Genomic DNA, 21664 nt, shown 5'->3' with positions numbered 1-21664 from the left:
TCCGGCCCTGCCGGGTTCATCAACCATTACGGAGCACTGTGATGCTGATCACCTTTGTCGTGTTGTACCTGCTGGGTTCTGTGGCCATCGGCCTGTATGCCGCCAAACGGGTCCATAACACCGCCGACTACGCGGTCGCCGGGCGTAGCCTGCCACTGGCCGTGGTCATTGCCACCACCTTTGCCACCTGGTTCGGCTCCGAGACCGTGCTGGGGGTGTCGGCGCGGTTCGTCTCCGGTGGCCTGGGTTCGGTGGTCGAGGACCCGTTCGGCGCCTCGATGTGCCTGATCCTCGTGGGCCTGTTTTTCGCTTTCAAGCTCTACCAGAAGAACCTGATCACCCTGGGCGACTACTACCGCCAGCGGTTTGGCCGCAGCATCGAGGTGATCTGCTCCGCCATCATCATCTTCAGCTACCTGGGCTGGGTGGCCGCCCAGATCACGGCGCTGGGCCTGGTGTTCAACCTGCTGTCGCAGGACAGCATCTCGGTGACCACGGGCATGCTCATCGGCATCAGCATCGTGCTGGTCTACACCCTGTACGGCGGCATGTGGTCGGTGGCGCTCACCGATTTCGTGCAGATGATCGTGATCGGCGTGGGCCTGATCGCCATTGCCTGGTTCGCGGCCGACCTGGCCGGCGGCGCCGACAAGGTCGTGGCCTATGCAGCCAGGGAGGGCAAGTTCCAGTTCTTTCCCACGGGCGACGGCAAGGAATGGCTGTTCTTCGGCGCCGCCGCAATCACCATGATGCTGGGCTCGATCCCGCAACAGGACGTGTTCCAGCGCGTGATGTCGTCAAAGAACGCCAAAACGGCGGTGCGCGGCCCGGTGATCGGTGGCTCGCTCTACTTCCTGTTCGCGCTGATCCCGATGTTCGTGGTCACCGCCGCGGTGCTGGTCATGCCCGAAACGGCGCAGGCGCTGCTCAAGGACGACCCGCAGAAGGTCCTGCCCACCCTGGTCATGCAGAAGATGCCCGTGATCCTGCAGGTGGCGTTTTTTGGCGCGCTGCTGTCGGCCATCATGTCCACCGCATCGGCCACGCTGCTGGCGCCCAGCACCACCTTTGTCGAGAACATCCTGCGCAACCTCAAGCCCGGCATGAGCGACGCCGCCACGCTCAAGGCCATGCGCATCAGCGTGCTGGTGTTCACCGCTTTCGTGCTGGTGTATGCCATCACCATGCAGGGCACGTCGATCTATGAGCTGGTTTCGGGCGCCTACCAGGTGCCGCTGGTGGGCGCGTTCGCGCCGCTGGCTTTCGGGCTGTACTGGAAGCGCGCCACCACGCAGGGGGCGCTGGTCTCGGTGGTCCTGGGCCTGGGAACCTGGCTGCTGTTCATCGCCATGCCGGGCTGGGCCGAGGCCTTTCCGCAGCAGCTCGCGGGCCTGCTCGCGGCCATTGCGGGCATGGTCGTGGGCTCGCTCGCGCCCCAGGTCCTGGCCGATCACAAGGGCCATGTGCACCATTTCGAGGGCAGCCCGCAGACCTGAGCCGGCGGGTGGCGCGCAGGCCGCGCCGGCGCGCAGGGTCTTGCAGCAGACCCTGCCGCCTATAATTGAGGGTTTTGCACTTTGGCCCTCCAATCCATGCCTATTTACGCCTACAAATGCGAATCCTGCGGGCACAGCAAGGATGTGCTGCAGAAAATCTCCGATGCGCCGCTCACCGAGTGCCCGGCCTGCGGCAAGGCCACCTTCACCAAGCAGGTGACGGCCGCTGGTTTCCAGCTCAAGGGCTCGGGCTGGTACGCCACGGATTTCCGTGGCGGCAATGCACCCGCGGCACCAGCCACCGGCGCCAAGACGGAGGGCAAGGCCGCTGACGCCAAGCCCGCCGAGTCCAAGGCAGAACCCGCCACGGCGGCGCCCGCGCCCGCCACCGGCAAGGCGGACTGAAGGACCCGATGGCTTCGTTGCGCAAATGGCTGTTCGCGGGCTTGCTGGTCATCGTGCCCGTGGGCATCACGGTGTGGGTGCTCCAGTGGATCATCGGCACGCTCGACCAGACGCTGCTGATCCTGCCGGCGTCATGGCGCCCCGACCAGCTGCTGGGGGTGCACATTCCCGGTTTTGGCGTGCTGCTGGCGCTGGGCATCCTGCTGGCCGTGGGCGCCGCGGCCAGCAACTTCTTCGGCCGCACGCTGCTCGAATGGTGGGACGCGCTGCTGGGCCGCATCCCCGTGGTGCGCTCGATCTACTCCAGCGTCAAGCAGGTGTCGGACACCCTGTTTTCCGAAAGCGGCAATGCCTTTCGCACCGCGGTGCTGGTGCAGTGGCCGCGCGAGAACATGTGGACCATCGGCTTCGTCACGGGCACGCCCGGCGGTGACGTGGCCAACTACCTCCAGGGCGACTACCTCAGCGTCTACGTGCCCACCACGCCCAACCCCACGGGCGGCTACTTCGTGATGCTGCGCAAGACCGACTGCATCGAACTCAGGATGAGCGTGGATGAAGCGCTCAAATACATCGTGTCGATGGGCGTCGTCGTTCCCGGCGGCCCCTTCAACCAGAACATCAAGTAACGCGCCCCTCCGGCGCCGGAAAAGCCATGTCTCAAATGCGTACGACCTATTGCGGTCTGGTCACCGAAGCCCTGATGGGGCAAACCGTCAGCCTGTGCGGCTGGGTCAACCGCCGCCGCGACCATGGCGGCGTGATCTTCGTCGACCTGCGTGACCGCGAGGGCTACGTGCAGGTGGTGTGCGACCCGGACCGCGCCGACATGTTCAAGGTGGCCGAGGGCCTGCGCAACGAATTCTGCGTCCAGGTCAAGGGCCTGGTGCGGGCCCGCCCCGAGGGCACCACCAACGACAACCTCAAGAGCGGCAAGATCGAAGTGCTGTGCCACGAACTGGTGGTGCTCAACCCGTCGGTCACGCCGCCGTTCCAGCTGGACGACGACAACCTCAGCGAGACCACCCGGCTCACGCACCGCGTGCTGGACCTGCGCCGCCCCTACATGCAGAACAACCTGATGCTGCGCTACCGCGTGGCCATGGAAGTGCGCAAGTTCCTCGACGCCCACGGCTTTGTCGACATCGAAACCCCGATGCTGGGCAAGTCCACGCCGGAAGGCGCGCGCGACTACCTGGTGCCCAGCCGCGTGCACGACGGCATGTTCTTCGCGCTGCCGCAGTCGCCGCAGCTGTTCAAGCAGCTGCTGATGGTGGCCGGCTACGACCGCTACTACCAGATCACCAAGTGCTTCCGCGACGAGGACCTGCGCGCTGACCGCCAGCCCGAGTTCACGCAGATCGACATCGAGACCTCGTTCCTGACCGAGGAGGAAATCCGCGACCTGTTCCAGGGCATGATCACCACGGTGTTCAGGAACACGCTGGGGGTGGACCTGGGCGAGTTCCCGGTGATGCCTTACTCCGAGGCCATGCACCGCTATGGCTCCGACAAGCCCGACCTGCGCGTGGCCATGGAGTTCACCGAACTCACCGACGTGATGGCCGACGTGGACTTCAAGGTGTTCTCGGCGCCCGCCACCATGAAGGGCGGCCGCGTGGTGGCCCTGCGCGTGCCCAAGGGTGGCGAGATGAGCCGCAGCGAGATCGACGCCTACACCGAGTTCGTCAAGATCTACGGTGCCAAGGGCCTGGCCTGGATCAAGGTCAACAAGCTCGCCGATGGCCGCGAAGGCCTGCAGTCCCCCATCGTCAAGAACCTGCACGACAAGGCCGTGGCCGAGATCCTCTCGCGCACCGGTGCGCAGGACGGCGACCTGATCTTCTTTGGCGCCGACAAGGCCAAGATCGTGAACGACGCGATTGGCGCGTTGCGCGTCAAGATCGGCCACAGCGAGCTCGGCAAGAAGGCGGGGCTGTTCGAGAAGGGCTGGCGCCCCATGTGGGTGGTGGACTTCCCGATGTTCGAGTTCGACGAGGACGAGCACCGCTACACCGCTGTTCACCATCCGTTCACCGCGCCCAAGGACGGGCATGAGGACTGGATGGCGACGGCACCCGAGAAATGCATCTCCAAGGGCTACGACATGGTGCTCAACGGCTGGGAGATGGGCGGCGGTTCCGTCCGTATCCACCGCGCCGACGTGCAGCAGAAGGTGTTTGACGCCCTCAAGATCACGCCCGAGGACGCCCAGCTCAAGTTCGGCTTCCTGCTGGATGCCCTGCAATATGGCGCGCCACCCCATGGCGGGCTGGCCTTTGGCCTGGACCGCATCGTGACCCTGATGACCGGCGCCGAGTCGATCCGCGACGTGATTGCCTTCCCCAAGACCCAGCGCGCCCAGGACCTGCTGACCCAGGCACCGGGCCCGGTCGACGAGAAGCAACTGCGCGAGCTGCACATCAGGCTGCGCAACGCCGAGCCGGCCTGACGCATTCCTGCGGCAGAACAAAATGGCGCCGGCACGGCGCCATTTTGTTTTGGGGAAGCGACGGCGGTTTCCGACTGCGGACGCAGTCGGGATAGCCTTGATTCATGGCTAAAATAGCCATCAACACATGAGGAGTCCTCGATGCAAATTTCCGCGACTGAAGCCAAAAACCGCTTCGGGCATTTTTGTGCCCAGGCAAAGATCGAGCCGGTCATCGTTGAAAAAGACGGGCGCCCCGATTCGGTGATTGTTTCCTATGAAAGCTACAGTGCGATGCGTGACGCATCGCAGGGCAGGACGCAGGCGCAACGCAAGCGACAGTTCTACGAGCAGCACAAGGAATGGTTCGATGAGCAGCACCGCATCGTCGAGGAGTTTGGTGTGTTTGGCGAAGAACATCGTCCCTGGTAGTCGCTCATGGCCCAATTCGACATTCACGAGAACCCATACGCTCACCAGCGCACCGTGTTTCCCTATGTGGTTGAGGTCCAGCATGATTTCTTTGACCAACTGCCCACGAGGCTGGTGATGCCGTTGCAGCGTGCGCGCATCAGCGTGGATGCATTTCCGCGCCGCCTCACGGAAACGATCCGGGTGCAGGGTGAGAATGTCTTCCCCGCCGCACACCTCATGGCACCGTTGCCGGCGAAGATTCTGCGAAAGGCTGTGGCCAGCGCCAAAGACCAGCAAAACCTGCTGCGTGATGCGATTGATGCATTGCAAAGCGGTGTCTGATTCCCGTCCTTACAAGATCCCCGAGTCCGTGCTGGTGGTGATCCACACCCCGGCGCTGGACGTGCTTCTGATCCGGCGCGCGGATGCGGGCACCTGGCAGTCGGTGACCGGCTCCAAGGATGCGGTGGACGAGCCCTTCAGGCTCACCGCCGTGCGCGAGGTGGCCGAGGAAACCGGCCTGGCCTGCGGGCCCGGCAGTGCCCTGCAACACGGCCTGCACGACTGGCAACTGGAGAATGTTTACGACATTTACCCGCGCTGGCTGCCGCGCTACGGGCCGGGCGTGACGCGCAACACCGAACATGTCTTTGGCCTGCAGGTGCCGGCCGGCACGGCCATCCGCCTCAATCCGCGCGAGCACACCGAGCTGCGCTGGCTGCCCTGGCGCGAGGCGGCCGACGCCTGTTTCTCGCCGTCCAACGCCGAGGCCATCCTGCTGCTGCCACGGTTTCTGCGGTAAGGTTTGCGCATGGACACATTGCGCATCGCCACCTACAACATCCACAAGGGCGTGCAGGGCATCGGGCCGGCGCGGCGGCTCGAGATCCACAACCTGGGCCACGCGGTGGAGCAGCTGGACGCCGATGTGGTCTGCCTGCAGGAGGTGCGCAAGCTGCACCGGCGCGAGGAGCGCTATTTCACCCGCTGGCCCGAGCTGCCCCAGGCCGAATTCCTGGCGCCCGAGGGCTACAAGGCCGTCTACCAGACCAACGCCGTGACCCGCCATGGCGAGCACGGCAATGCCCTGCTGTCGCGCTGGGAGGTGGTCTCGCACGGCCATGAAGACATGTCGGACCACCGCTTCGAGCAGCGCGGCCTGCTGCACGTGATCGTCCAGGCCCACGGGCACCCGGTGCATGTCGTGGTGCTGCACCTGGGCCTGATCGCATCGAGCCGGGTGCGCCAGGTGCAGCAGGTGCGCAATTTCATCGAGCGCGAGGTGCCGCGCGGCGAGCCCCTGGTGGTGGCCGGCGACTGCAACGACTGGGGCGCCAAGCTGCGTCCGGCCATGAACGCCATGGGCCTGTACGACATGGTGAGCGAGCGGCTGCGCACCTACCCGGCGCGCCTGCCGCTGGCCCAGCTCGACTATGTCTATGCGCGCGGCCTGCGCCCACTGTCGGCCGAGGTCCCCAAAGGCCGCATCTGGTGGCGCATGTCGGACCATCTGCCATTGATTGCCGAGTTCGCGCTCTAGCCATGTCGCGCAGCGCCTTGCCCCTGCTGGACGGCCACCAGGCCTGGCTGCTGGAAGGCACGCGCGCGCTGTACCCGGCGCTGATCGGGGCCATTGGCCAGGCGCGCGCCGAGATCCTGCTGGAAACCTACATCCTGGACTTCACCGGCAGCACCCAGGCCGTGGTGGAGGCGCTGATGGACGCGGCCCGCCGCGGCGTGCGCGTGCAGCTCACGGTCGACGGCGTGGGCACCGGGCCACTGCCCGATGAGTGGGCCCAGCGCCTGCTCGATGCCGGCGTGCAGTGGCATGTCTACTCGCCGCTGGGCGCGCTGGGCCTGCTGATTCCCAGCCGCTGGCGCCGCCTGCACCGCAAGCTGGTGGTGGTGGACCGCGAACTGGCGTTTTGTGGTGGCATCAACCTGCTGGATGATTTTCATGACCCCCACCACGGCGTGCTCACGGCGCCGCGGCTGGACTACGCCGTGCAGGTGACCGGCCCGCTGGTGGCGCAGGCGCATGACACCATGAGCCAGCTGTGGCAGCGCATGGAGGCGGTGCGCCAGATCCGCCAGCGCCAGCTCTCGGGCGCCATGGCCTCGTTGCGGGCGTCGCGCCGGCCGCCGCCACCGCCGCGGCCACCTCCGGCCGCGGCGCCGCAGCCCGTGCCCGCCGCGCTGCTGCTGCGCGACAACCTGCGCAACCGCAGCAGCATCGAGAAGGCCTACCGCAAGGCCATTGGCTCGGCGCGCCACGAGGTCATCATTGCCAACGCCTATTTCCTGCCCGGGCGCAAGCTGCGCAAGGCGCTGGTCACCGCGGCGCGGCGCGGTGTGAGCGTGCGCCTGCTGCTGCAGGGGCGCTACGAATACTTCATGCAGTACTACGCCTCACGCCCCGTGTACCTGGACCTGCTCAAGGCGGGCATCGAGGTCCATGAGTACGCCCCCAGCTTCCTGCACGCCAAGGTGGCGGTGGTGGACGGGCACTGGGCCACCGTGGGCTCGTCCAACCTCGACCCGCTGAGCCTGCTGCTGGCGCGCGAGGCCAACGTGGTGGTGGACGACCCCGCCTTCGCGGGCCAGCTGCGCGAGCGCCTGGTGCAGGCCATGCAGCAGCAGGGCCAGCGCATCGAGATGGACGGCTTCTCGCACCGCTCGCTGCGCGAGCGGGTGCGCGAGCGGCTGGCCCTGGGCCTGATGCGGCTGGCGCTGTTCGTGACGGGCAAGCACTACTGATGGCCGACCTGGTTGTCCAGCGCCCGCAGGGCCTGTACTGCCCGCCCGGGGACTTCTACATCGACCCCTGGCGGCCCGTGGACCGCGCCGTCATCACCCATGCCCACGCCGACCATGCGCGCGCCGGCCATGGGCACTACCTGGCGGCCGCGCCGGGCGAGGGCGTGCTGCGCGCGCGGCTGGGGCCGATCACGCTGCAGACCCTGGCCTATGGCCAGACGCTGACGCACCATGGCGTGACCGTTTCGCTGCACCCCGCGGGCCATGTGCTGGGCTCGGCCCAGGTGCGGCTGGCGCATGGCGGCCAGGTCTGGGTGGCCAGCGGCGACTACAAGGTGGCGCCCGACCGCACCTGCGCGCCGTTCGAGCCGGTGCGCTGCGATGTGTTCATCACCGAATCCACCTTTGGCCTGCCCATTTACCGCTGGCAGCCCGACGCCGCCGTGTTCGCCGAGGTCAACGCCTGGTGGCTGGGCAACGCGGCGGCGGGGCGCGCCAGCGTGCTGCTGTGCTACAGCTTTGGCAAGGCCCAGCGCCTGCTCAGTGGCCTGGATGCGTCCATCGGGCCGCTGGTGGTGCACGGCGCCGTGGAGCCGCTGAACCGCGCCTACCGCGAGGCCGGCGTGGTCCTGCCGCCCACCGTGGCCGCGGATCAACTGACCGACCCCGCCATGCTGGCGCGCGCGCTGGTGCTGTGCCCGCCGGGCGCGGCGGCCGGCCCGTGGCTCAGGCGCTTTGGTGATTACAGCGACGCTTTTGCGAGTGGCTGGATGCAGCTGCGCGGCGCGCGGCGGCGCGGTGGCTACGACCGGGGCTTCGTGCTCAGCGACCATGCCGACTGGCCGGGCCTGATGGGGGCCATTGACGCCACCGGCGCGCAGCGCGTCATCGTCACCCATGGCAGCGTGCCCGTGATGGTGCGCCACCTCGGTGAGCGCGGCCTGCAGGCCGGCTCGTTCGACACCGAATACGGCGATGAGGCCCTCGAGGCGCCAGCTGGCGCGCCACCCACCGCGGAGCCTGCCGCGCCATGAAGCGTTTTGCCCAGCTGTTTGCCGAGCTCGACGCCACCACCTCAACCAACGCCAAGGTGCAGGCGCTGCAGCGCTACTTTGCCCAGGTGCCCGCGCAGGACGCGGCCTGGGCCGTCTATTTTCTGGCCGGCGGCAAGCCGCGCCAGGTCGTGCCGACGGCGCAGCTGCGCGCGCTGGCGCAGCAGCTGGCCGGCATGCCGCCGTGGCTGTTCGAGGAGTGCTACCAGGTGGTGGGCGATCTGGCTGAAACCATCGCGCTGGTCCTGCCGCCGGGCGCCAGCACGTCGGACCGGGGGCTGGCGGAGTGGGTGGAGCAGCGGCTGCTGCCGCTGCGTGGGCTGGCCCAGGATGAGGTGGCGCAGCGCGTGGCCGGCTACTGGCAGGAGCTGGACCTCGCGGGCCGCTTTCTGTTCACCAAGCTGGTGGGCGGCGGCTTTCGCGTGGGCGTGAGCAAGCTGCTGGTGCAGCGCGCGCTGGCGGCGCACGCAGGCGTGGATGCCCGGCGCATCGCGCAGCGCATGATGGGCTACACCGACAGCCGCCAGGGCCCGACTGCTATCAAATTCGAAGCACTCATTGCCCGTGCGCAAAGGACTCCAGCCGGGTTTGATCCTGATCCGGGGCAACCGTACCCGTTTTTCCTCGCGCATGCGCTGCCGGGGCCGGCCGACACACTGGTGGCGCGGCTGGGCCCGCCCGCCGACTGGCAGGTGGAATGGAAGTACGACGGCATCCGCGGCCAGCTGGTCAGGCGCGCGGGGCAGGTCTGGCTCTGGTCGCGCGGCGAGGAACTGGTGACCGAGCGGTTTCCCGAGGTGCAGGCGCTGGGCCGGCAACTGCCCGACGGCACGGTGCTGGACGGTGAAATCCTCGCCTGGGACGCGGGCGCCGGCGATCCGGCCCCTGGCGATCCGGCCCCGAACGAGGAGGGCCGGCCCGCGCCGTTCGCGCTGCTGCAGCAGCGCATCGGGCGCAAGACGCTGGGCCGCCAGCTGCTGGCCAGCGCACCGGTGACCTTGATCGCCTATGACCTGCTGGAGCACGATGGCCAGGACATCCGTGCGCTGCCCCAGCAGGAACGGCGGCGCCGGCTGGAGGCCGTGCTGGCGCCCACGGGCTTCAGGCTCTCGCCGCTGGTGCGCGCCGCCACCTGGGACGCGTTCGCGCGGCTTCGCGCGCAGTCCCGCGCGCGCGGCGTCGAGGGGCTGATGCTCAAGCGGCTTGACGCCGCCTACGGCACCGGCCGCACCCGGGCCGAGGGCCTGTGGTGGAAGTGGAAGGTCGAGCCGATGACGGTGGACTGCGTGCTGATCTACGCGCAGGCCGGCCACGGACGCCGGGCCTCGGTCTATACCGACTACACCTTCGCCGTGTGGAGCCGCGCGCCCGCAAGCGCCGCCGAGGCCCAGGCCGTGCTCGACGCCATCGCGCGGCGCGAACCGGCGCAGCCCGGCGCGCTGCAGCTGGTGGCCTTTGCCAAGGCCTATTCGGGGCTGACCGATGACGAGTTCAAGCGCGTGGATGCCGTGATCCGCAAGACCACGCTCGAAAAATTCGGCCCGGTGCGCAGCGTGCGGCCCTCGCTGGTGTTTGAGCTGGGCTTCGAGGGCATCAGCCGCAGCCCGCGCCACAAGAGCGGCGTGGCCGTGCGCTTCCCGCGCATGCTGCGCATCCGCGACGACAAGCCGCTGGCCGAGGCCAACACCTTGCAGGACCTTGAATTGCTATTGAATTCGTAGCGCACAGTGGCCGCCAGGCAAGGACTCCAGCCTGATTGGTCTCGAACCGGGGGCCAGAAACCCCCGCGACGCGGTGGTGGGCACCCCGGTGTTAGCATGCCGGGATGTTGATGAAAGCTGAACCCTCCATGAACCCAGCCGACGACGAGGCTGGCACTCCGGTGTCGGTCAAGATCCGCGAGCGCATCCGGGCTGCCCGCAAGCGCTTCCATTCCAACGACAACATTGCGGATTTCATCGAACCCGGCGAGCTGGACAAGCTGCTGGACGAGGTGGAGTCCAAGATGAAGGGCGTGCTGGAAAGCATGGTCATCGACACCGAGAGTGACCACAACACCGGCGCCACGGCGCGGCGCGTGGCCAAGATGTACCTCAACGAGGTGTTCCGCGGCCGCTACGTCAAGGCGCCGGCCATCACCGAGTTCCCCAATGCCGAGCACCTGAACGAGCTCATGATCGTGGGCCCCATCACCGTGCGCTCGGCCTGCAGCCACCATTTCTGTCCGGTGATCGGCAAGGTCTGGATCGGCGTCATGCCCAACGAGCACACCAACGTGATCGGCCTGAGCAAGTACGCGCGGCTGGCCGAGTGGGTCATGGGCCGCCCGCAGATCCAGGAAGAGGCCGTGGTGCAACTGGCCGACCTGATCATGGAAAAGACCCAGCCCGACGGCCTGGCCATCGTCATGGAGGCCAGCCACTACTGCATGGCCTGGCGTGGCGTCAAGGACATGGACAGCAAGATGATCAACTCGGTCATGCGCGGCGTGTTCCTCAAGGACGCGGCGCTGCGCCGCGAGTTTCTCGCCCTCATTCCCCGTAAAGGTTGAACGCCATGCTCGTACGCCTTCTCTATGCCAGCCGCGCGGTGGACACCCGCCCCGAGGCCATTGAATCCATCCTCGCCCAGGCCCGCCAGCACAACCCGGTGTCGGGCATCACCGGCATTCTCTGCTATGGCGGGGGCATCTTCCTGCAGGCCATCGAGGGGGGCCGCATGGCGGTGAGCGACCTGTTCGGCCACATCCAGCGCGATGCGCGCCACAAGGACGTGGCCCTGCTGCACTACGAGGAAATCTCGGAGCGCCGCTTCGGCAGCTGGACCATGGGGCAGGTCAACCTGTCCAAGCTCAACCACTCCATCCTGCTCAAGTACTCCGAACGCGCGGAGCTCGACCCCTACTCGGTCTCGGGCAAGGTGTCGTTCGCGCTGCTCGAGGACCTGATGGCCACCGCCGCGATCTGCGGCAAGGTCTGACATGGCCCCCACGCTTGCCGCTGCGTGCGCTGCGCTGCCCCCCGGGGGGGCTTCAGCCGCCTTGGGGCGGCCCGGCGGCGTCTGAGCGCCTCCGTGCTCCTGCTGGGCTGCGATTTTTCCAGCGCGCCCACCCGCCGCAAACCCATTGTTCTTGCGCTTGGCCAGGCCACGGGCCCGCGCGTGCAGCTGCAGCGGCTGGAGCGCCTTGAGTCGCTGGCGGCCTTTGGCGAGTGGCTGGAGCGCCCCGGCCCCTGGGTCGGCGGGTTTGACCTGCCCTTCGGCCTGCCGCGCGAGCTGGTCGAGCACCTGGGCTGGCCCCTGCAATGGCGTGACTGCATGGCGCACTATGCGAGCCTGAGCCGCGCTGACATCCGCGACACCTTTGCCGCGTTCTGCGATGCACGGCCCGCGGGCGGCAAGTTTGCCCATCGCGCGACGGACCGGCCCGCGGGCTCCAGCCCGAGCATGAAGTGGGTCAACCCGCCGGTGGCCTGGATGCTGCATGCGGGCGTGCCCCTGCTGCTGGCCGCCGGTGTGCACCTGCCGGGCCTGCACGACGGTGACGCGACGCGCGTGGGCCTGGAGGCCTACCCCGGACTGCTCGCGCGCGAGCTGATCGGGGCGCGCAGCTACAAGAGTGATGACCGCGCCAGACAAACGCCCGAGCGCCTGATCGCGCGCAAGGACCTGATCACCGCGCTGGAACAGGGCCGCACGCGGCTGGGCCTGCGGCTCAAGCTCAGCCATGCGCAGCGCGACCTGCTGGCCGACGACGCGAGCGGTGATTCACTGGACGCGGTGCTGTGCCTCATGCAGGCCGCGTGGGCCCGGCAGCAAGGGGCGCCACGCTATGGCTTGCCAGAGGCGATGGACCCGCTGGAAGGCTGGATCGTCACGGCCTGAGTAAGAAAATTTCTTAGGAAATCCTCCTAGGCTCAACCGCCCAATTCACCTAATCGACCAAGCACTCGCTCAACCACACTGAATGCCATCACATTCAGGAGAGCGAGATGAGCCAGCACCACACACACCAGACCATTGCGCGTTGCGGTCATGCCGCATTGCTGGCCACTTGCCTTGCGGTTCTCGCGGCCTGTGGCGGCGGCGGAGGAGGCGGCACCAGCCCCGCGACCAGCGCACCGTCCGCGGTGCCGGCGCCGCTTGCCACGGCCGTGGTGGTGACGCCATCACCCGCCGCACCGGCCGGTGCCGAAGCGGATGCCGCCGCGGGCCATTTCGCGCAGCTCAATGCCATCCGTTCCCAGCTCGGCGTGCGCGCCCTGCGCTGGAATGGTTCACTCGCCGGCGCCGCCCAGGCCCATGCCGACTACCTCTTCATCAACCAGGCTTCGGGCCACGAAGAGCAGGCCGGACTCGCGGGCTTCACCGGCAGCTACATCGCGGACCGCGCCCGGGCCTTTGGCTACGGCGGCGCCCTGGTTCAGGAGGCCAAGACCGGCGGCCAGTCCTTCACCTTCGCGCAGGGCCAGGCCAAGATGCGCGAGCTGCTGCTGGCGCCTTTGCACCGCCTGCAGCTGATCGCGCCCGAGTTTGACGACGGCGGCGTGGGCATGGCATCGGCCGGCGGACCGCTGGTGACCAATGTGGGTTCCTCGGGGGGGCGCATCAATGTGTCGCAGCGCCGCTGGATGTTCCCGTTCGATGGCCAGGAGGGCATTGCGCCCTCGTTCATGCCGGGCTCCGAGGTGGGTCTGGCCGACGGGCTGCCGCAGACCACGGGCACCCCGCTGACCCTGAGCGGCTTCATGTTCTCGATGCTGGTGTATTCCGACGTCGGCCTGTTCGAGGCGCAAAGCGGTGAGCAGATTCCGCTGATCCCCATGGCCAAGGCCGGTGACGTCAGCGGCGCGCTGATCTTCTTTCCGGCCCGGCCGCTCAAGCCGCTGACCCGCTACACCTGGAAGATCACCGCGTCGGTGGACAAGCAGGCCGCGAGCAGCAGCGCCACGTTCACCACGGGCGCCTGACCCCCGGCCCCTTTCTGTTCATGTTTCGGGCGGCTGCGCGGTGGGCCGCCCGAAGGCTTGCAGGGCCTCGGCATCGGTGCGGTACAGCCGCAGCAACGGGTCTTCGTCCAGCGCCCCGGCCTTGCGCAGCACCCGCTCCACCGGCAGCTTGATGCCGCTGATGTGCAGCGTGATGCCGCGGTCCCGCAACGCGCTGCGCAACTGGCCGAACACCTCCACGCCGGTCGCGTCAATGCGGTTGATGGGCTGGGCAAACAGGCAGACCTCGCGGGTGTCCGGATGGGCCGCCAGATGCGCCAGCAGGTCGCGTTCCAGTGCGGTGGCCGAGGCAAAGTCCAGTTCCGCGTCCATGCGCAGCGCATACAGCCGTGGCGCCAGGGGAGCCAGTTGCCACAGGTGGCGGTCGCGCAGGCTGCCGTCGGGGTGCAGGCCCACTTCAATGATGCGCGGGTGCAGCCGCAGGTACAGGAAATGGGCCAGCCCCATCAGCACGCCCGTGAGCACCCCCCAGTAGATCCGCGGCGCCGTGAGCAGGGTCACGGCAAAGGTCACCAGTGCCGTGCTGGCCTCCACCCGGTCGATCTGCCACAGCCGCGCCAGCGAGCGCGGCTTGACCAGGCTGGCCACGGCGGCCACCACCACGGCCGCGAGCACCGCGCGTGGCACATGCGACAGCGCTGGCGTGAGAAACAGCAGCACCACCAGCACCACCACGGTGGCTGACACCGTGGCCCAGCCGGTGCGCGCGCCCGCGTACAGCGTGATGGCCGAGCGCGAGAACGAGGTGCTGGTTGGAAAACTGCCTGACAGGCCTGACACGATCTTGCCCAGGCCCTGGCCGATCAGGTCCTGGCTGGCGTCCCAGCGCCTGGCGTCGTGCTGGCTCTCGATCTTGGCGCTGGACGCCATTTCGAGCGAGCTCACCAGCGTGATCACGGCGGCGGGCACCACCAGCGTGCCCAGGGTCTCCCAGCCCGGCCAGCCCGGCCAGTAGGGAACCGGCAGGCCCACCGGCAAGGCGCCGATGACCGCGCCCGTGAGCGAGTAGCCGCTCCAATGGCTCAGCGCGGCCGCTGCAGCCACCACCACGAGCACGGTGGGCAGGCGCGGCGCCCAGCGCTTGCCGGCCACGAACAGCCCGAGGCTGCCCAGGCCAAAGGCCAGGGCCGCCAGGTCAAAGTGTGGCGCGCTCCACAGGCTGGCCAGCGGCCCCTGCAGGCCGATCAGGGCCGGCACCTGCGAGGCGATGATGAGCAGTGCCGCTGCCTGGCTGAAGCCCGTGAGCACCGGCGAGGTGACCAGGTTGAGCACCCACGACGCGCCGGTGGCGCCCAGCGCGAACTGGATGAACCCCGCCATCAGCGCCAGCCAGACCGCCAGCGACACCCACTGCGCGCTGGCCGGCGTGGCCAGCCCGATCAGCGAGGCGCCCACCAGCACGCTGGACAGCGCCGAGGGCCCGACCGACAGCCGCGTGGAGCTGCTGAACATCACGGCCACCAGCATCGGCAGGAAGGTGGCGTACAGCCCGGTGACCAGCGGCATGCCCGCAAGCGCGGCGTAGGCCACCGACTGCGGGATCATCACCACCGCCACGGTCAGGCTGGCGCCGACCTCGCCGCGCAGCAGCGCGGCGCCAGGGCGAGGCCACTTGAGAAAGGGGAACCAGCGGGAGAGGTCGCTCATCCGCCGAGCTTAACGCTGGGGCATGTCCTTGACCGAATAGCCCAGGCTGACCGTGGCATCGGCCGGTATCGCGGGCATGGTGTCGTTCCAGGCTTCCCAGTGCGCGCGCATCGCGTCCAGCCGCTCGGGCTGGTGGGCCGCCAGGTTGGCGCGCTCGCGCTCGTCGGCCGACAGGTCGAACAGGTAATCGTGGCCGTCCACGCGCAGGTACTTCCAGGGCCCCTCGCGCAGCGCGCGCTGGCCACGGTGGTTCATGCGCCAGTGCAGCGGGCGGTTGAACTGATGCGCCGGATCGCCGAGCACGGGCATCAGGGAAACCCCGTCCAGCGGGTAGTCGGGGTGGGGTGCCACGCCTGCGGCATCCAGCATCGTCGTAGACCAGTCCATGGTCATGCACAGTTGCGGGCTTTCACCGCCGGGCGCGATCGCGGCCGGCCAGTGCGCGATCCAGGGCACGCGGATGCCGCCTTCGGTCAGGTCCATCTTGCCGCCCACCAGAGGCCAGTTGTCGCTGAAGCGCTCGCCGCCGTTGTCACTGGTGAACACCACCAGCGTGTTGTCGGCCAGGCCGTGCTGCCTCAAGGCGTCCATCACCCAGCCAATGCCCTCGTCCATGTGCTGGATCATGCGGCGGTAGGTGTGGATGTTGCCGCCGTGCAGGTGGAACAGGTTGTTCTTCACCTCCTGCGCCAGGGCTTCGTCGTCGCGTGTCTCCCAGGGCCAGTGTGGCGCCGTGTAGTGCAGGCTCAGGAAGAAGGGCGTGCCCTCCCGGGCACCCGGCGCCACGCGGTTCACGTAGTCCACGGCGCGGTGCGAGAGCAGGTCGGTGAGGTAGCCTTGCTCCTGCTTTTCCTCTTCGCCAAACCACAGGTCATGGGCGCCGTTGGAGGAGCAGTGGGTGAAGTAGTCCACCCCGCCCGACATGGGGCCGAAGAACTCCTCATAGCCCGAGCGCAGCGGGCCAAAGCTGGGCGGGTAGCCCATGTGCCACTTGCCGACCAGCGCTGTGCGGTAGCCGCTGGCCTTGAGCAGCGAGGGCAGGGTGGGGTGCCCGGGCGGCAGGCCCAGCGTGGTGCTGCCGCGGCTTTTGCTGTTGATCGGCTCCTCGGCCGCGCCGCGCAGGCGGTACTGGTAGCGCGCGGTCATGAGCGCGAAGCGCGTGGGCGAACACACGGGCGAGTTGGCATAGCCTTGCGTGAACTTGATGCCGCGCGCCGCCAGCTGGTCCAGCACCGGCGACACCGGCACCCGGCCGCCGTAGCAGCCCAGGTCGGCGAAGCCGAGGTCGTCGGCCACGATGAAAACGATGTTGGGTCGGGTCATGGGGGGGTGAAGGATGGTCCGGTGGCGTCGCGGTGCCTGGGGTGGCGCTAGTTGGCTTTCAGGTCGAGCCGCTTGACCAGGGGCTCCCAGCGCGCCATCTCGGCCTGCAGGACCTGCTGGGCCTGGGCCATGCTACTGCCCTGGGCCGTCAGGTCGACGGCCAGCAGCCGGGTGCGCACGTCGGGGTCCCTCATGATGTCCATGATCGACTGCTCGATGGCGGCCAGCACGGGTGCGGGGGTGCCCCGGGCCACCTGCATGATGAGCCGGAAGCTCACGTCCAGGCCCGGCTGGTTCAGCGCCTTGGCCAGCGTGGGCACCTCGGGCGCCAGGGCCGACGGTGTGCCGGCCGACACGGCCAGCGCGCTGAGCTTGCCGGCCTTCACGTGCTGCACCACCGTGGGCGTGGCCAGGAAGCCGCAGTCCACCTCGCCCGACAGCACGGCGAGCGTCGCCGGCGCGGGGCCGCGGTAGGGCACATGCTCCATCCTGGCGCCCGTGCTCTGCAGGAACATCTCGGCGGCCAGGTGCCCGGGCACGCCCGGTCCGCCGGAGGCATAGGTGGCGCGGCTGGCCTTGGCCTTGGCGACCAGTTCGGCGGCCGTCTTCACGCCAAATGCCGGGTTGCACACCAGCATCTGGCTGAAGCTGTTCACGATGGACACCGTCACCAGGTCGGTGCGTCCGTCAAAGCCGCCCGAGGTGCCGTACACCAGCGGGTTCACGGTGAGCACGGTGTCGGGGCTGAGGACCAGCGTGTGGCCATCGGGCTCGGCCTTGGCCGCCAGGCCGGCCGCCAGGTTGTTGCCGGCACCGGGGCGGTTCTCGACCACGGCGGGCTTGCCGGTGCGCTTGGACAGCGCGTCGGCGAACAGCCGGGCCGTGATGTCGGAGGGGCCGCCCGGGGGCGAGCCCACCAGGATTTTGACGGGCTTGGTGGGCCAGACCGGGGAGGGCGTCTGGGCCAGGGCGGACAGGGCCGTGGTCTGCAGGGTGGTCAGGGCCAGGGTGGCGGCGAGCAGGCCGCGGCGGCGGGGCAGGAAGGGCATGTCGCGGTCTCCCGGGTCAGTCCAGGCTCACGCCCGTGGCCTTGATGGGCTTTTCCCAGCGCGCGAGGTCGGCGCGCTGCGCGGCGGCCAGCTCGGCCGAGGTCGAGCCGATGGGCTCGTAGCCCAGCTTGAGCAGGCGCTCCTTCATGCCCGGGGCCTGCACGGCGCGCTGCACGGCCTTCTGCAGGCGGGCGGTGACTTCAGGGCTCAGGCCGGCCGGGCCATACATGGCGAACCAGGCCACGGCCTCCATGTCGATGCCTGACTCCTTGAGCGTGGGCACCTCGGGCACCTGCGGGTCGCGCGCGGGGCCGGTCACGGCAATGATGCGGACCTTGCCGTTGCGGTGCAGTTCGGCCGTCTCGGACACCACATCGAACTTGTAGCCAATGTGCCCGCCCACCAGGGCCGTGTTGGCCGGCGCGCCGCCCTGAAAGGGGATGTGGGTGAACGGCACGCCGCTGCTTTGCTCCAGCAACACGCCCATGAAGTGAGGCAGCGTGCCCAGGCCCGGGGAGCCGTAGGTGTTGCTCTTGGGGTCGGCCTTGGCCTTGGCAATCATTTCGGCCACGGTCTTGACGTTGCTCGCGGGCCCCGACACCACGCCGAACTGGAAGCGCGCAATCTGCGAGATGGGCGTGAAGTCCTTGACCGGGTCGTAGTCCAGCTTCTTGTAGACATGCGGGAACAGCACCATCGGCCCGCTGGGCAGGATGATCACGCTCTGCCCGTCGGCCTTGGCGGCCTTGACCGCCGCCAGGGCGATGCGCCCGCCCGCGCCGGGCTTGTTCTCCACGATGACCTGGCTGAAATCGTTGTGCATGGCGTCGCCGATCAGGCGGGCCAGCACGTCGGCCGAGCCCCCGGGCGGGAAGCCCACGAAGATCTTGAGCGGTGGTTTGTCCTGCGCCTGAGCGGCCAGGGTCGCGAGCGCGGCAAACAGGGTGACGCCGAGGCGGCGCAGGGAGTGTGTCATGAGTGTCTCCGTTGTAGGGTGCAGCCAGATTGCCGGACAACTGTAGACGCCTGACAATTGATTGATCAAATCAACCATTGCCCTCGTTAACCCTGATGCCTGAGCCCAACCGCCTGAGCCAGCCTGAATCGCTGCACGACCTGCTGCTGTACCGGACCAACCGCATGGTGGGCCTGGCCGGCAGCCTGGTGATCCGGCTGTGCGAGGGCCGCTTCGGCATCACCCGCCGGGAATGGGCCCTGATGGCCCTGCTGGCCCCGGCCGAGGGGCAGCTGTCGTCCGAACTGGCCGGGCGTGCCCAGCTGGACCGGGCCCGCACTTCCAAGGCCGTGACCTCGCTGGTGGCCAAGGGGCTGGTCGCGCGCCAGTCCCGGCCCAGCGACCGGCGCCAGGCGCTGCTCACGCTGACCGCCGAAGGGCGCGGCCTGTATGAAGCCATGTTCCCGCTGGTGTGCGACCTCAACCGCGGCCTCATGCAGGACCTGTCGCCCGACGAGATCGCGCTGCTGGACCGCATGCTGGACACCATGCACCGGCGCGCCGAGGCCATGGTGTCGGGCGCGTCGGCCCTGCCCCGGGCGGACCGGCGGCGCGGTGGCCGTTTCCCCCGCAAGGCCGCATGAGCGCTGCGGCAGCCTGGCTGGCGGGCCGGGGCTGGCGAGCCTTCCCGTTCCAGCGCGAGGTCTGGCGGGCCATCGCCCAGGGCCGCAGCGGCTTGCTGCATGCCACCACCGGCGCGGGCAAGACCTACGCGGTGTGGCTGGGCATGCTGGACCCACTGTTGCAGCGCCACCCGCTGCGGGCCCGGGCCGAGCCGCTACGCCTGCTCTGGCTCACGCCCATGCGTGCGCTGGCGGCCGACACCACGCAGGCGTTGGCTGCGCCGCTGCGGGACCTGGCACCGGGCTGGACCGTGGGCGCGCGCACCGGCGACACCCCCACGGCTGAACGTGCTCGGCAGGACCGGCGCCTGCCCACCGTGCTGGTGACCACGCCCGAGTCGCTGAGCCTGCTGCTCAGCCGCGAATCGGCGCCCCAGGACCTGAGCGGCGTGGCCTATGTGGTCTGCGATGAATGGCATGAGTTGCTGGGCAGCAAGCGCGGGGTGCAGGTGCAGCTTGCGCTGGCCCGCCTGCGCCGTTTCAACCCCGCGCTGGTGACCTGGGGCCTGAGCGCCACGCTAGGAAATTCAGAGCAGGCCATGCACGCCCTGTGCGGACTCCAGCCCGATTCGCCACCAAAACTGGTGCGCGGGAAGATCGACAAGGCTCTGGTCATCGACACCCTGATCCCGGCGGACCCCGGCAGTTACTCCTGGGCCGGCCATCTGGGTTCGCGCATGCAGGATGCGGTAGTGGCCGAGATCGAGAAGTCCGGCACCACGCTGGTCTTCACCAACGTGCGCTCGCAGGCCGAGATCTGGTACCAGCTGCTGCTGGAGCGCCGGCCCGAATGGGCGGGCCAGATTGCCTTGCACCATGGCAGCCTGGACAGGTCGGTGCGCGAATGGGTGGAGCAGGGCCTGAAGGCCGGGACCCTGCGCGCGGTGGTGGCGACGTCGTCGCTGGACCTGGGCGTGGATTTCCTGCCGGTGGAGCGGGTGCTGCAGATCGGTTCGGCCAAGGGCGTGGCGCGCCTGTTGCAGCGCGCGGGGCGCAGTGGCCACGCGCCGGGCCGCGCCAGCCGCGTCACACTGGTGCCGACCCACACCATGGAGCTGGTCGAGGCCGCGGCGGCGCGCCGCGCGGCGCAGGCCGGGCAGATTGAAAAGCGCGAGTCGCCCGACAAGCCGCTGGACGTGCTGGTGCAGCACCTTGTCACGGTGGCGCTGGGCGGCGGCTTTGAGCCCGACGCGCTGTATGCCGAGGTGCGGGAGGCCTGGGCCTACCGGGCGCTCACGCGCGAGGAGTTCGACTGGGCGCTGGCGTTCTGTGAGCGCGGGGGCAGCAGCCTCACCGCCTACCCGGACTACCACCGCATCCAGCCCGACGGCGACGGGGTGTACCGGGTGCCTGACCGGGCCCTTGCGCGGCGCCACCGGCTGTCGATTGGCACCATCGTGAGCGATGCCTCGGTCCAGGTGAAATACCTCAACGGCGGCAGGATCGGGACCATGGAGGAGGGCTTTATCGCCCGCCTGCGCAAGGGCGACTGCTTTTTCTTCGCCGGACGGCTGCTGGAGTTCATCCGGGTCCAGGACATGGCGGCCTATGTCAGGCGCGCCACCCGGGCCCGGGGCATTGTCCCGGTCTGGAGCGGCAGCAGGATGCCCCTGTCCACCGAGATGGGCGAGGCGGTTCTGGCGCTGATGCAGCAGGTGGCGCAGGGCGACTTCAGCGAACCCGAGCTGGAGGCCGCGCGCCCCCTGCTGCAGACCCAGATGGCGATGTCGCGCCTGCCCACGCCCACCACCCTGCTCGTGGAGCATTTCGAATCACGCGAGGGCTGGCACCTCTTTTTCTACCCTTTTGCGGGGCGGCTGGTGCATATGGGCCTGGCCAGCCTGCTGGCCTGGCGCCTGTCGCGGGAGCAGCCCAACACCTTCAGCCTGTCGGTCAACGACTACGGCTTCGAACTGCTGGCCGCGGCGCCGCTGGATCCGGCGGACGTGCTCGACGCCCGCTTGCTGGACACCACTGACCTGCTGGCCGACGTGCTCGCGTCGCTCAACTCCTCGGAACTCGCGCAGCGCCGTTTCCGCGAGATCGCACGGATCGCCGGGCTGGTGTTTGGCGGCTTTCCGGGCGCGCCCAAAAGCCTGAGGCAGGTGCAGGCGTCCAGCAGCCTGTTCTTCGAAGTGTTCCGCAAGCACGATCCAGACAACCTGTTGCTCACGCAGGCGCAGCGGGAGGTGTTGAGCCAGGAGCTGGACATCACAAGGCTCACGGCAACGCTGCAGCGGATGGCGGCGCGGCGTCTTGATTTTGTCGGGATCAGGCACCCCAGCCCCATGAGCCTGCCGCTGATGGTGGAGCGCTTTCGCGAGAAGCTCAGCACCGAACAGCTGGCCGACCGGCTGGACCGCATCCTGCGGGATGCGGCGCGTGACCACAGGTAACTCCGCGCTGTCCTACAGCAGCATCGGCGCCGGCTGACGCCCTGGCCTGT

Annotated in this window: 21 protein-coding genes; 17 read left to right on the top strand and 4 right to left on the bottom strand. The window is 68.6% G+C overall.

All coding sequences use genetic code 11. The annotated features are described in order from the left end of the window. Window positions 1-41: 41 nt before the first annotated feature. The 15 genes from KF796_18015 (at window position 42) to KF796_17945 (ending at window position 13522) form a co-directional block, all read left to right on the top strand. Entirely contained in the window at window positions 42-1496 is a 1455-nt protein-coding gene (locus KF796_18015; protein ID MBX3588529.1) for a sodium:solute symporter family protein, read from the top strand. 96 nt (window positions 1497-1592) lie between these two features. Further along, complete coding sequence (locus KF796_18010; GenBank protein ID MBX3588528.1) at window positions 1593-1901, top strand: zinc ribbon domain-containing protein; 309 nt, start codon at window positions 1593-1595, stop codon at window positions 1899-1901. An 8-nt stretch (window positions 1902-1909) separates the two neighbouring features. Beyond that, a complete protein-coding gene (locus tag KF796_18005; GenBank protein ID MBX3588527.1) occupies window positions 1910-2530 on the top strand; it encodes a DUF502 domain-containing protein in 621 nt (206 codons plus the stop codon). Window positions 2531-2556: 26 nt separating this feature from the next. Continuing rightward, the gene (gene aspS / locus KF796_18000; protein ID MBX3588526.1) at window positions 2557-4353 is read left to right on the top strand and encodes an aspartate--tRNA ligase; all 1797 of its coding nucleotides are present in this window, start codon (window positions 2557-2559) and stop codon (window positions 4351-4353) included. 141 nt (window positions 4354-4494) lie between these two features. Beyond that, the gene (locus tag KF796_17995; protein ID MBX3588525.1) at window positions 4495-4764 is read left to right on the top strand and encodes a type II toxin-antitoxin system prevent-host-death family antitoxin; all 270 of its coding nucleotides are present in this window, start codon (window positions 4495-4497) and stop codon (window positions 4762-4764) included. Window positions 4765-4770: 6 nt separating this feature from the next. Next, on the top strand, window positions 4771-5088 hold the full coding sequence (locus KF796_17990) for a CcdB family protein (GenBank protein MBX3588524.1): 318 nt from the start codon (window positions 4771-4773) through the stop codon (window positions 5086-5088). After that, entirely contained in the window at window positions 5066-5548 is a 483-nt protein-coding gene (gene nudB, locus KF796_17985; protein MBX3588523.1) for a dihydroneopterin triphosphate diphosphatase, read from the top strand. The genes KF796_17990 and nudB overlap by 23 nt, the downstream gene beginning before the upstream one ends. A 9-nt stretch (window positions 5549-5557) precedes the next feature. Then, window positions 5558-6286, top strand: a complete 729-nt coding sequence (locus KF796_17980) for an endonuclease/exonuclease/phosphatase family protein (GenBank protein MBX3588522.1) — start codon at window positions 5558-5560, stop codon at window positions 6284-6286. A 2-nt stretch (window positions 6287-6288) separates the two neighbouring features. After that, window positions 6289-7503 (top strand): cardiolipin synthase ClsB, encoded by a 1215-nt coding sequence (gene clsB, locus KF796_17975; protein ID MBX3588521.1) that lies wholly within the window; start codon window positions 6289-6291, stop codon window positions 7501-7503. Further along, entirely contained in the window at window positions 7503-8537 is a 1035-nt protein-coding gene (locus KF796_17970; GenBank protein ID MBX3588520.1) for a ligase-associated DNA damage response exonuclease, read from the top strand. Before clsB ends, KF796_17970 begins: the two co-directional genes overlap by 1 nt. Next, window positions 8534-10276: an ATP-dependent DNA ligase gene (locus tag KF796_17965; GenBank protein ID MBX3588519.1), complete on the top strand. Its 1743-nt coding sequence runs from the start codon at window positions 8534-8536 to the stop codon at window positions 10274-10276. The genes KF796_17970 and KF796_17965 overlap by 4 nt, the downstream gene beginning before the upstream one ends. Before the next feature lie 104 nt (window positions 10277-10380). Then, window positions 10381-11106 carry a GTP cyclohydrolase I gene (locus KF796_17960; GenBank protein ID MBX3588518.1) on the top strand — a complete coding sequence of 242 codons (726 nt, stop codon included), beginning with the start codon at window positions 10381-10383 and terminating at the stop codon, window positions 11104-11106. Window positions 11107-11111: 5 nt separating this feature from the next. Further along, window positions 11112-11534 carry a BLUF domain-containing protein gene (locus tag KF796_17955; protein MBX3588517.1) on the top strand — a complete coding sequence of 141 codons (423 nt, stop codon included), beginning with the start codon at window positions 11112-11114 and terminating at the stop codon, window positions 11532-11534. Window positions 11535-11615: 81 nt separating this feature from the next. Then, window positions 11616-12437, top strand: coding sequence for a DUF429 domain-containing protein (locus KF796_17950; protein ID MBX3588516.1), 822 nt, complete (start codon window positions 11616-11618; stop codon window positions 12435-12437). Window positions 12438-12544: 107 nt separating this feature from the next. After that, window positions 12545-13522, top strand: coding sequence for a hypothetical protein (locus KF796_17945; protein ID MBX3588515.1), 978 nt, complete (start codon window positions 12545-12547; stop codon window positions 13520-13522). 18 nt (window positions 13523-13540) lie between these two features. Here KF796_17945 and KF796_17940 read toward each other — a convergent pair whose 3' ends face one another. The 4 genes from KF796_17940 to KF796_17925 are packed head-to-tail and all read right to left on the bottom strand — an operon-like array spanning window position 13541 to window position 18556. Continuing rightward, complete coding sequence (locus KF796_17940; protein ID MBX3588514.1) at window positions 13541-15208, bottom strand: SulP family inorganic anion transporter; 1668 nt, start codon at window positions 15206-15208, stop codon at window positions 13541-13543. A gap of 9 nt (window positions 15209-15217) precedes the next feature. Beyond that, on the bottom strand, window positions 15218-16531 hold the full coding sequence (locus KF796_17935; GenBank protein MBX3588513.1) for a sulfatase-like hydrolase/transferase: 1314 nt from the start codon (window positions 16529-16531) through the stop codon (window positions 15218-15220). A 47-nt stretch (window positions 16532-16578) separates the two neighbouring features. Beyond that, window positions 16579-17580 (bottom strand): tripartite tricarboxylate transporter substrate binding protein, encoded by a 1002-nt coding sequence (locus KF796_17930; protein ID MBX3588512.1) that lies wholly within the window; start codon window positions 17578-17580, stop codon window positions 16579-16581. 16 nt (window positions 17581-17596) lie between these two features. Beyond that, on the bottom strand, window positions 17597-18556 hold the full coding sequence (locus KF796_17925) for a hypothetical protein (GenBank protein ID MBX3588511.1): 960 nt from the start codon (window positions 18554-18556) through the stop codon (window positions 17597-17599). Between the two features lie 95 nt (window positions 18557-18651). Between KF796_17925 and KF796_17920 the strand changes: the two genes are divergently transcribed. Together KF796_17920 and KF796_17915 are read left to right on the top strand one after the other, a co-directional pair. After that, window positions 18652-19179 (top strand): MarR family transcriptional regulator, encoded by a 528-nt coding sequence (locus KF796_17920; protein MBX3588510.1) that lies wholly within the window; start codon window positions 18652-18654, stop codon window positions 19177-19179. After that, window positions 19176-21614 (top strand): ligase-associated DNA damage response DEXH box helicase, encoded by a 2439-nt coding sequence (locus tag KF796_17915; GenBank protein ID MBX3588509.1) that lies wholly within the window; start codon window positions 19176-19178, stop codon window positions 21612-21614. Before KF796_17920 ends, KF796_17915 begins: the two co-directional genes overlap by 4 nt. Window positions 21615-21664: the final 50 nt, after the last annotated feature.

It is taken from the genome of Ramlibacter sp. (assembly GCA_019635435.1).
In the GTDB taxonomy this organism is placed as follows: domain Bacteria; phylum Pseudomonadota; class Gammaproteobacteria; order Burkholderiales; family Burkholderiaceae_C; genus JAHBZM01.
Note: the sequence above shows the minus strand (reverse complement) of the source record. Positions and strands in the feature narration are given on the sequence as shown.

What these genes read in the sequence shown, in the direction of transcription:
- KF796_18015 (MBX3588529.1), top strand. Translation starts at nt 42, where the DNA reads ATGCTGATCACCTTTGTCGTGTTGTACCTGCTGGGTTCTGTGGCCATC.
- KF796_17930 (MBX3588512.1), bottom strand. Translation starts at nt 17,580, where the DNA reads ATGCCCTTCCTGCCCCGCCGCCGCGGCCTGCTCGCCGCCACCCTGGCC.
- KF796_18005 (MBX3588527.1), top strand. Translation starts at nt 1,910, where the DNA reads ATGGCTTCGTTGCGCAAATGGCTGTTCGCGGGCTTGCTGGTCATCGTG.
- KF796_17925 (MBX3588511.1), bottom strand. Translation starts at nt 18,556, where the DNA reads ATGACACACTCCCTGCGCCGCCTCGGCGTCACCCTGTTTGCCGCGCTC.
- KF796_17990 (MBX3588524.1), top strand. Translation starts at nt 4,771, where the DNA reads ATGGCCCAATTCGACATTCACGAGAACCCATACGCTCACCAGCGCACC.
- KF796_17935 (MBX3588513.1), bottom strand. Translation starts at nt 16,531, where the DNA reads ATGACCCGACCCAACATCGTTTTCATCGTGGCCGACGACCTCGGCTTC.
- KF796_17915 (MBX3588509.1), top strand. Translation starts at nt 19,176, where the DNA reads ATGAGCGCTGCGGCAGCCTGGCTGGCGGGCCGGGGCTGGCGAGCCTTC.
- KF796_17920 (MBX3588510.1), top strand. Translation starts at nt 18,652, where the DNA reads ATGCCTGAGCCCAACCGCCTGAGCCAGCCTGAATCGCTGCACGACCTG.
- KF796_17960 (MBX3588518.1), top strand. Translation starts at nt 10,381, where the DNA reads ATGTTGATGAAAGCTGAACCCTCCATGAACCCAGCCGACGACGAGGCT.
- KF796_17995 (MBX3588525.1), top strand. Translation starts at nt 4,495, where the DNA reads ATGCAAATTTCCGCGACTGAAGCCAAAAACCGCTTCGGGCATTTTTGT.
- KF796_18010 (MBX3588528.1), top strand. Translation starts at nt 1,593, where the DNA reads ATGCCTATTTACGCCTACAAATGCGAATCCTGCGGGCACAGCAAGGAT.
- KF796_17970 (MBX3588520.1), top strand. Translation starts at nt 7,503, where the DNA reads ATGGCCGACCTGGTTGTCCAGCGCCCGCAGGGCCTGTACTGCCCGCCC.
- KF796_17955 (MBX3588517.1), top strand. Translation starts at nt 11,112, where the DNA reads ATGCTCGTACGCCTTCTCTATGCCAGCCGCGCGGTGGACACCCGCCCC.
- aspS (MBX3588526.1), top strand. Translation starts at nt 2,557, where the DNA reads ATGTCTCAAATGCGTACGACCTATTGCGGTCTGGTCACCGAAGCCCTG.
- KF796_17945 (MBX3588515.1), top strand. Translation starts at nt 12,545, where the DNA reads ATGAGCCAGCACCACACACACCAGACCATTGCGCGTTGCGGTCATGCC.
- KF796_17940 (MBX3588514.1), bottom strand. Translation starts at nt 15,208, where the DNA reads ATGAGCGACCTCTCCCGCTGGTTCCCCTTTCTCAAGTGGCCTCGCCCT.
- nudB (MBX3588523.1), top strand. Translation starts at nt 5,066, where the DNA reads ATGCATTGCAAAGCGGTGTCTGATTCCCGTCCTTACAAGATCCCCGAG.
- KF796_17965 (MBX3588519.1), top strand. Translation starts at nt 8,534, where the DNA reads ATGAAGCGTTTTGCCCAGCTGTTTGCCGAGCTCGACGCCACCACCTCA.
- KF796_17980 (MBX3588522.1), top strand. Translation starts at nt 5,558, where the DNA reads ATGGACACATTGCGCATCGCCACCTACAACATCCACAAGGGCGTGCAG.
- clsB (MBX3588521.1), top strand. Translation starts at nt 6,289, where the DNA reads ATGTCGCGCAGCGCCTTGCCCCTGCTGGACGGCCACCAGGCCTGGCTG.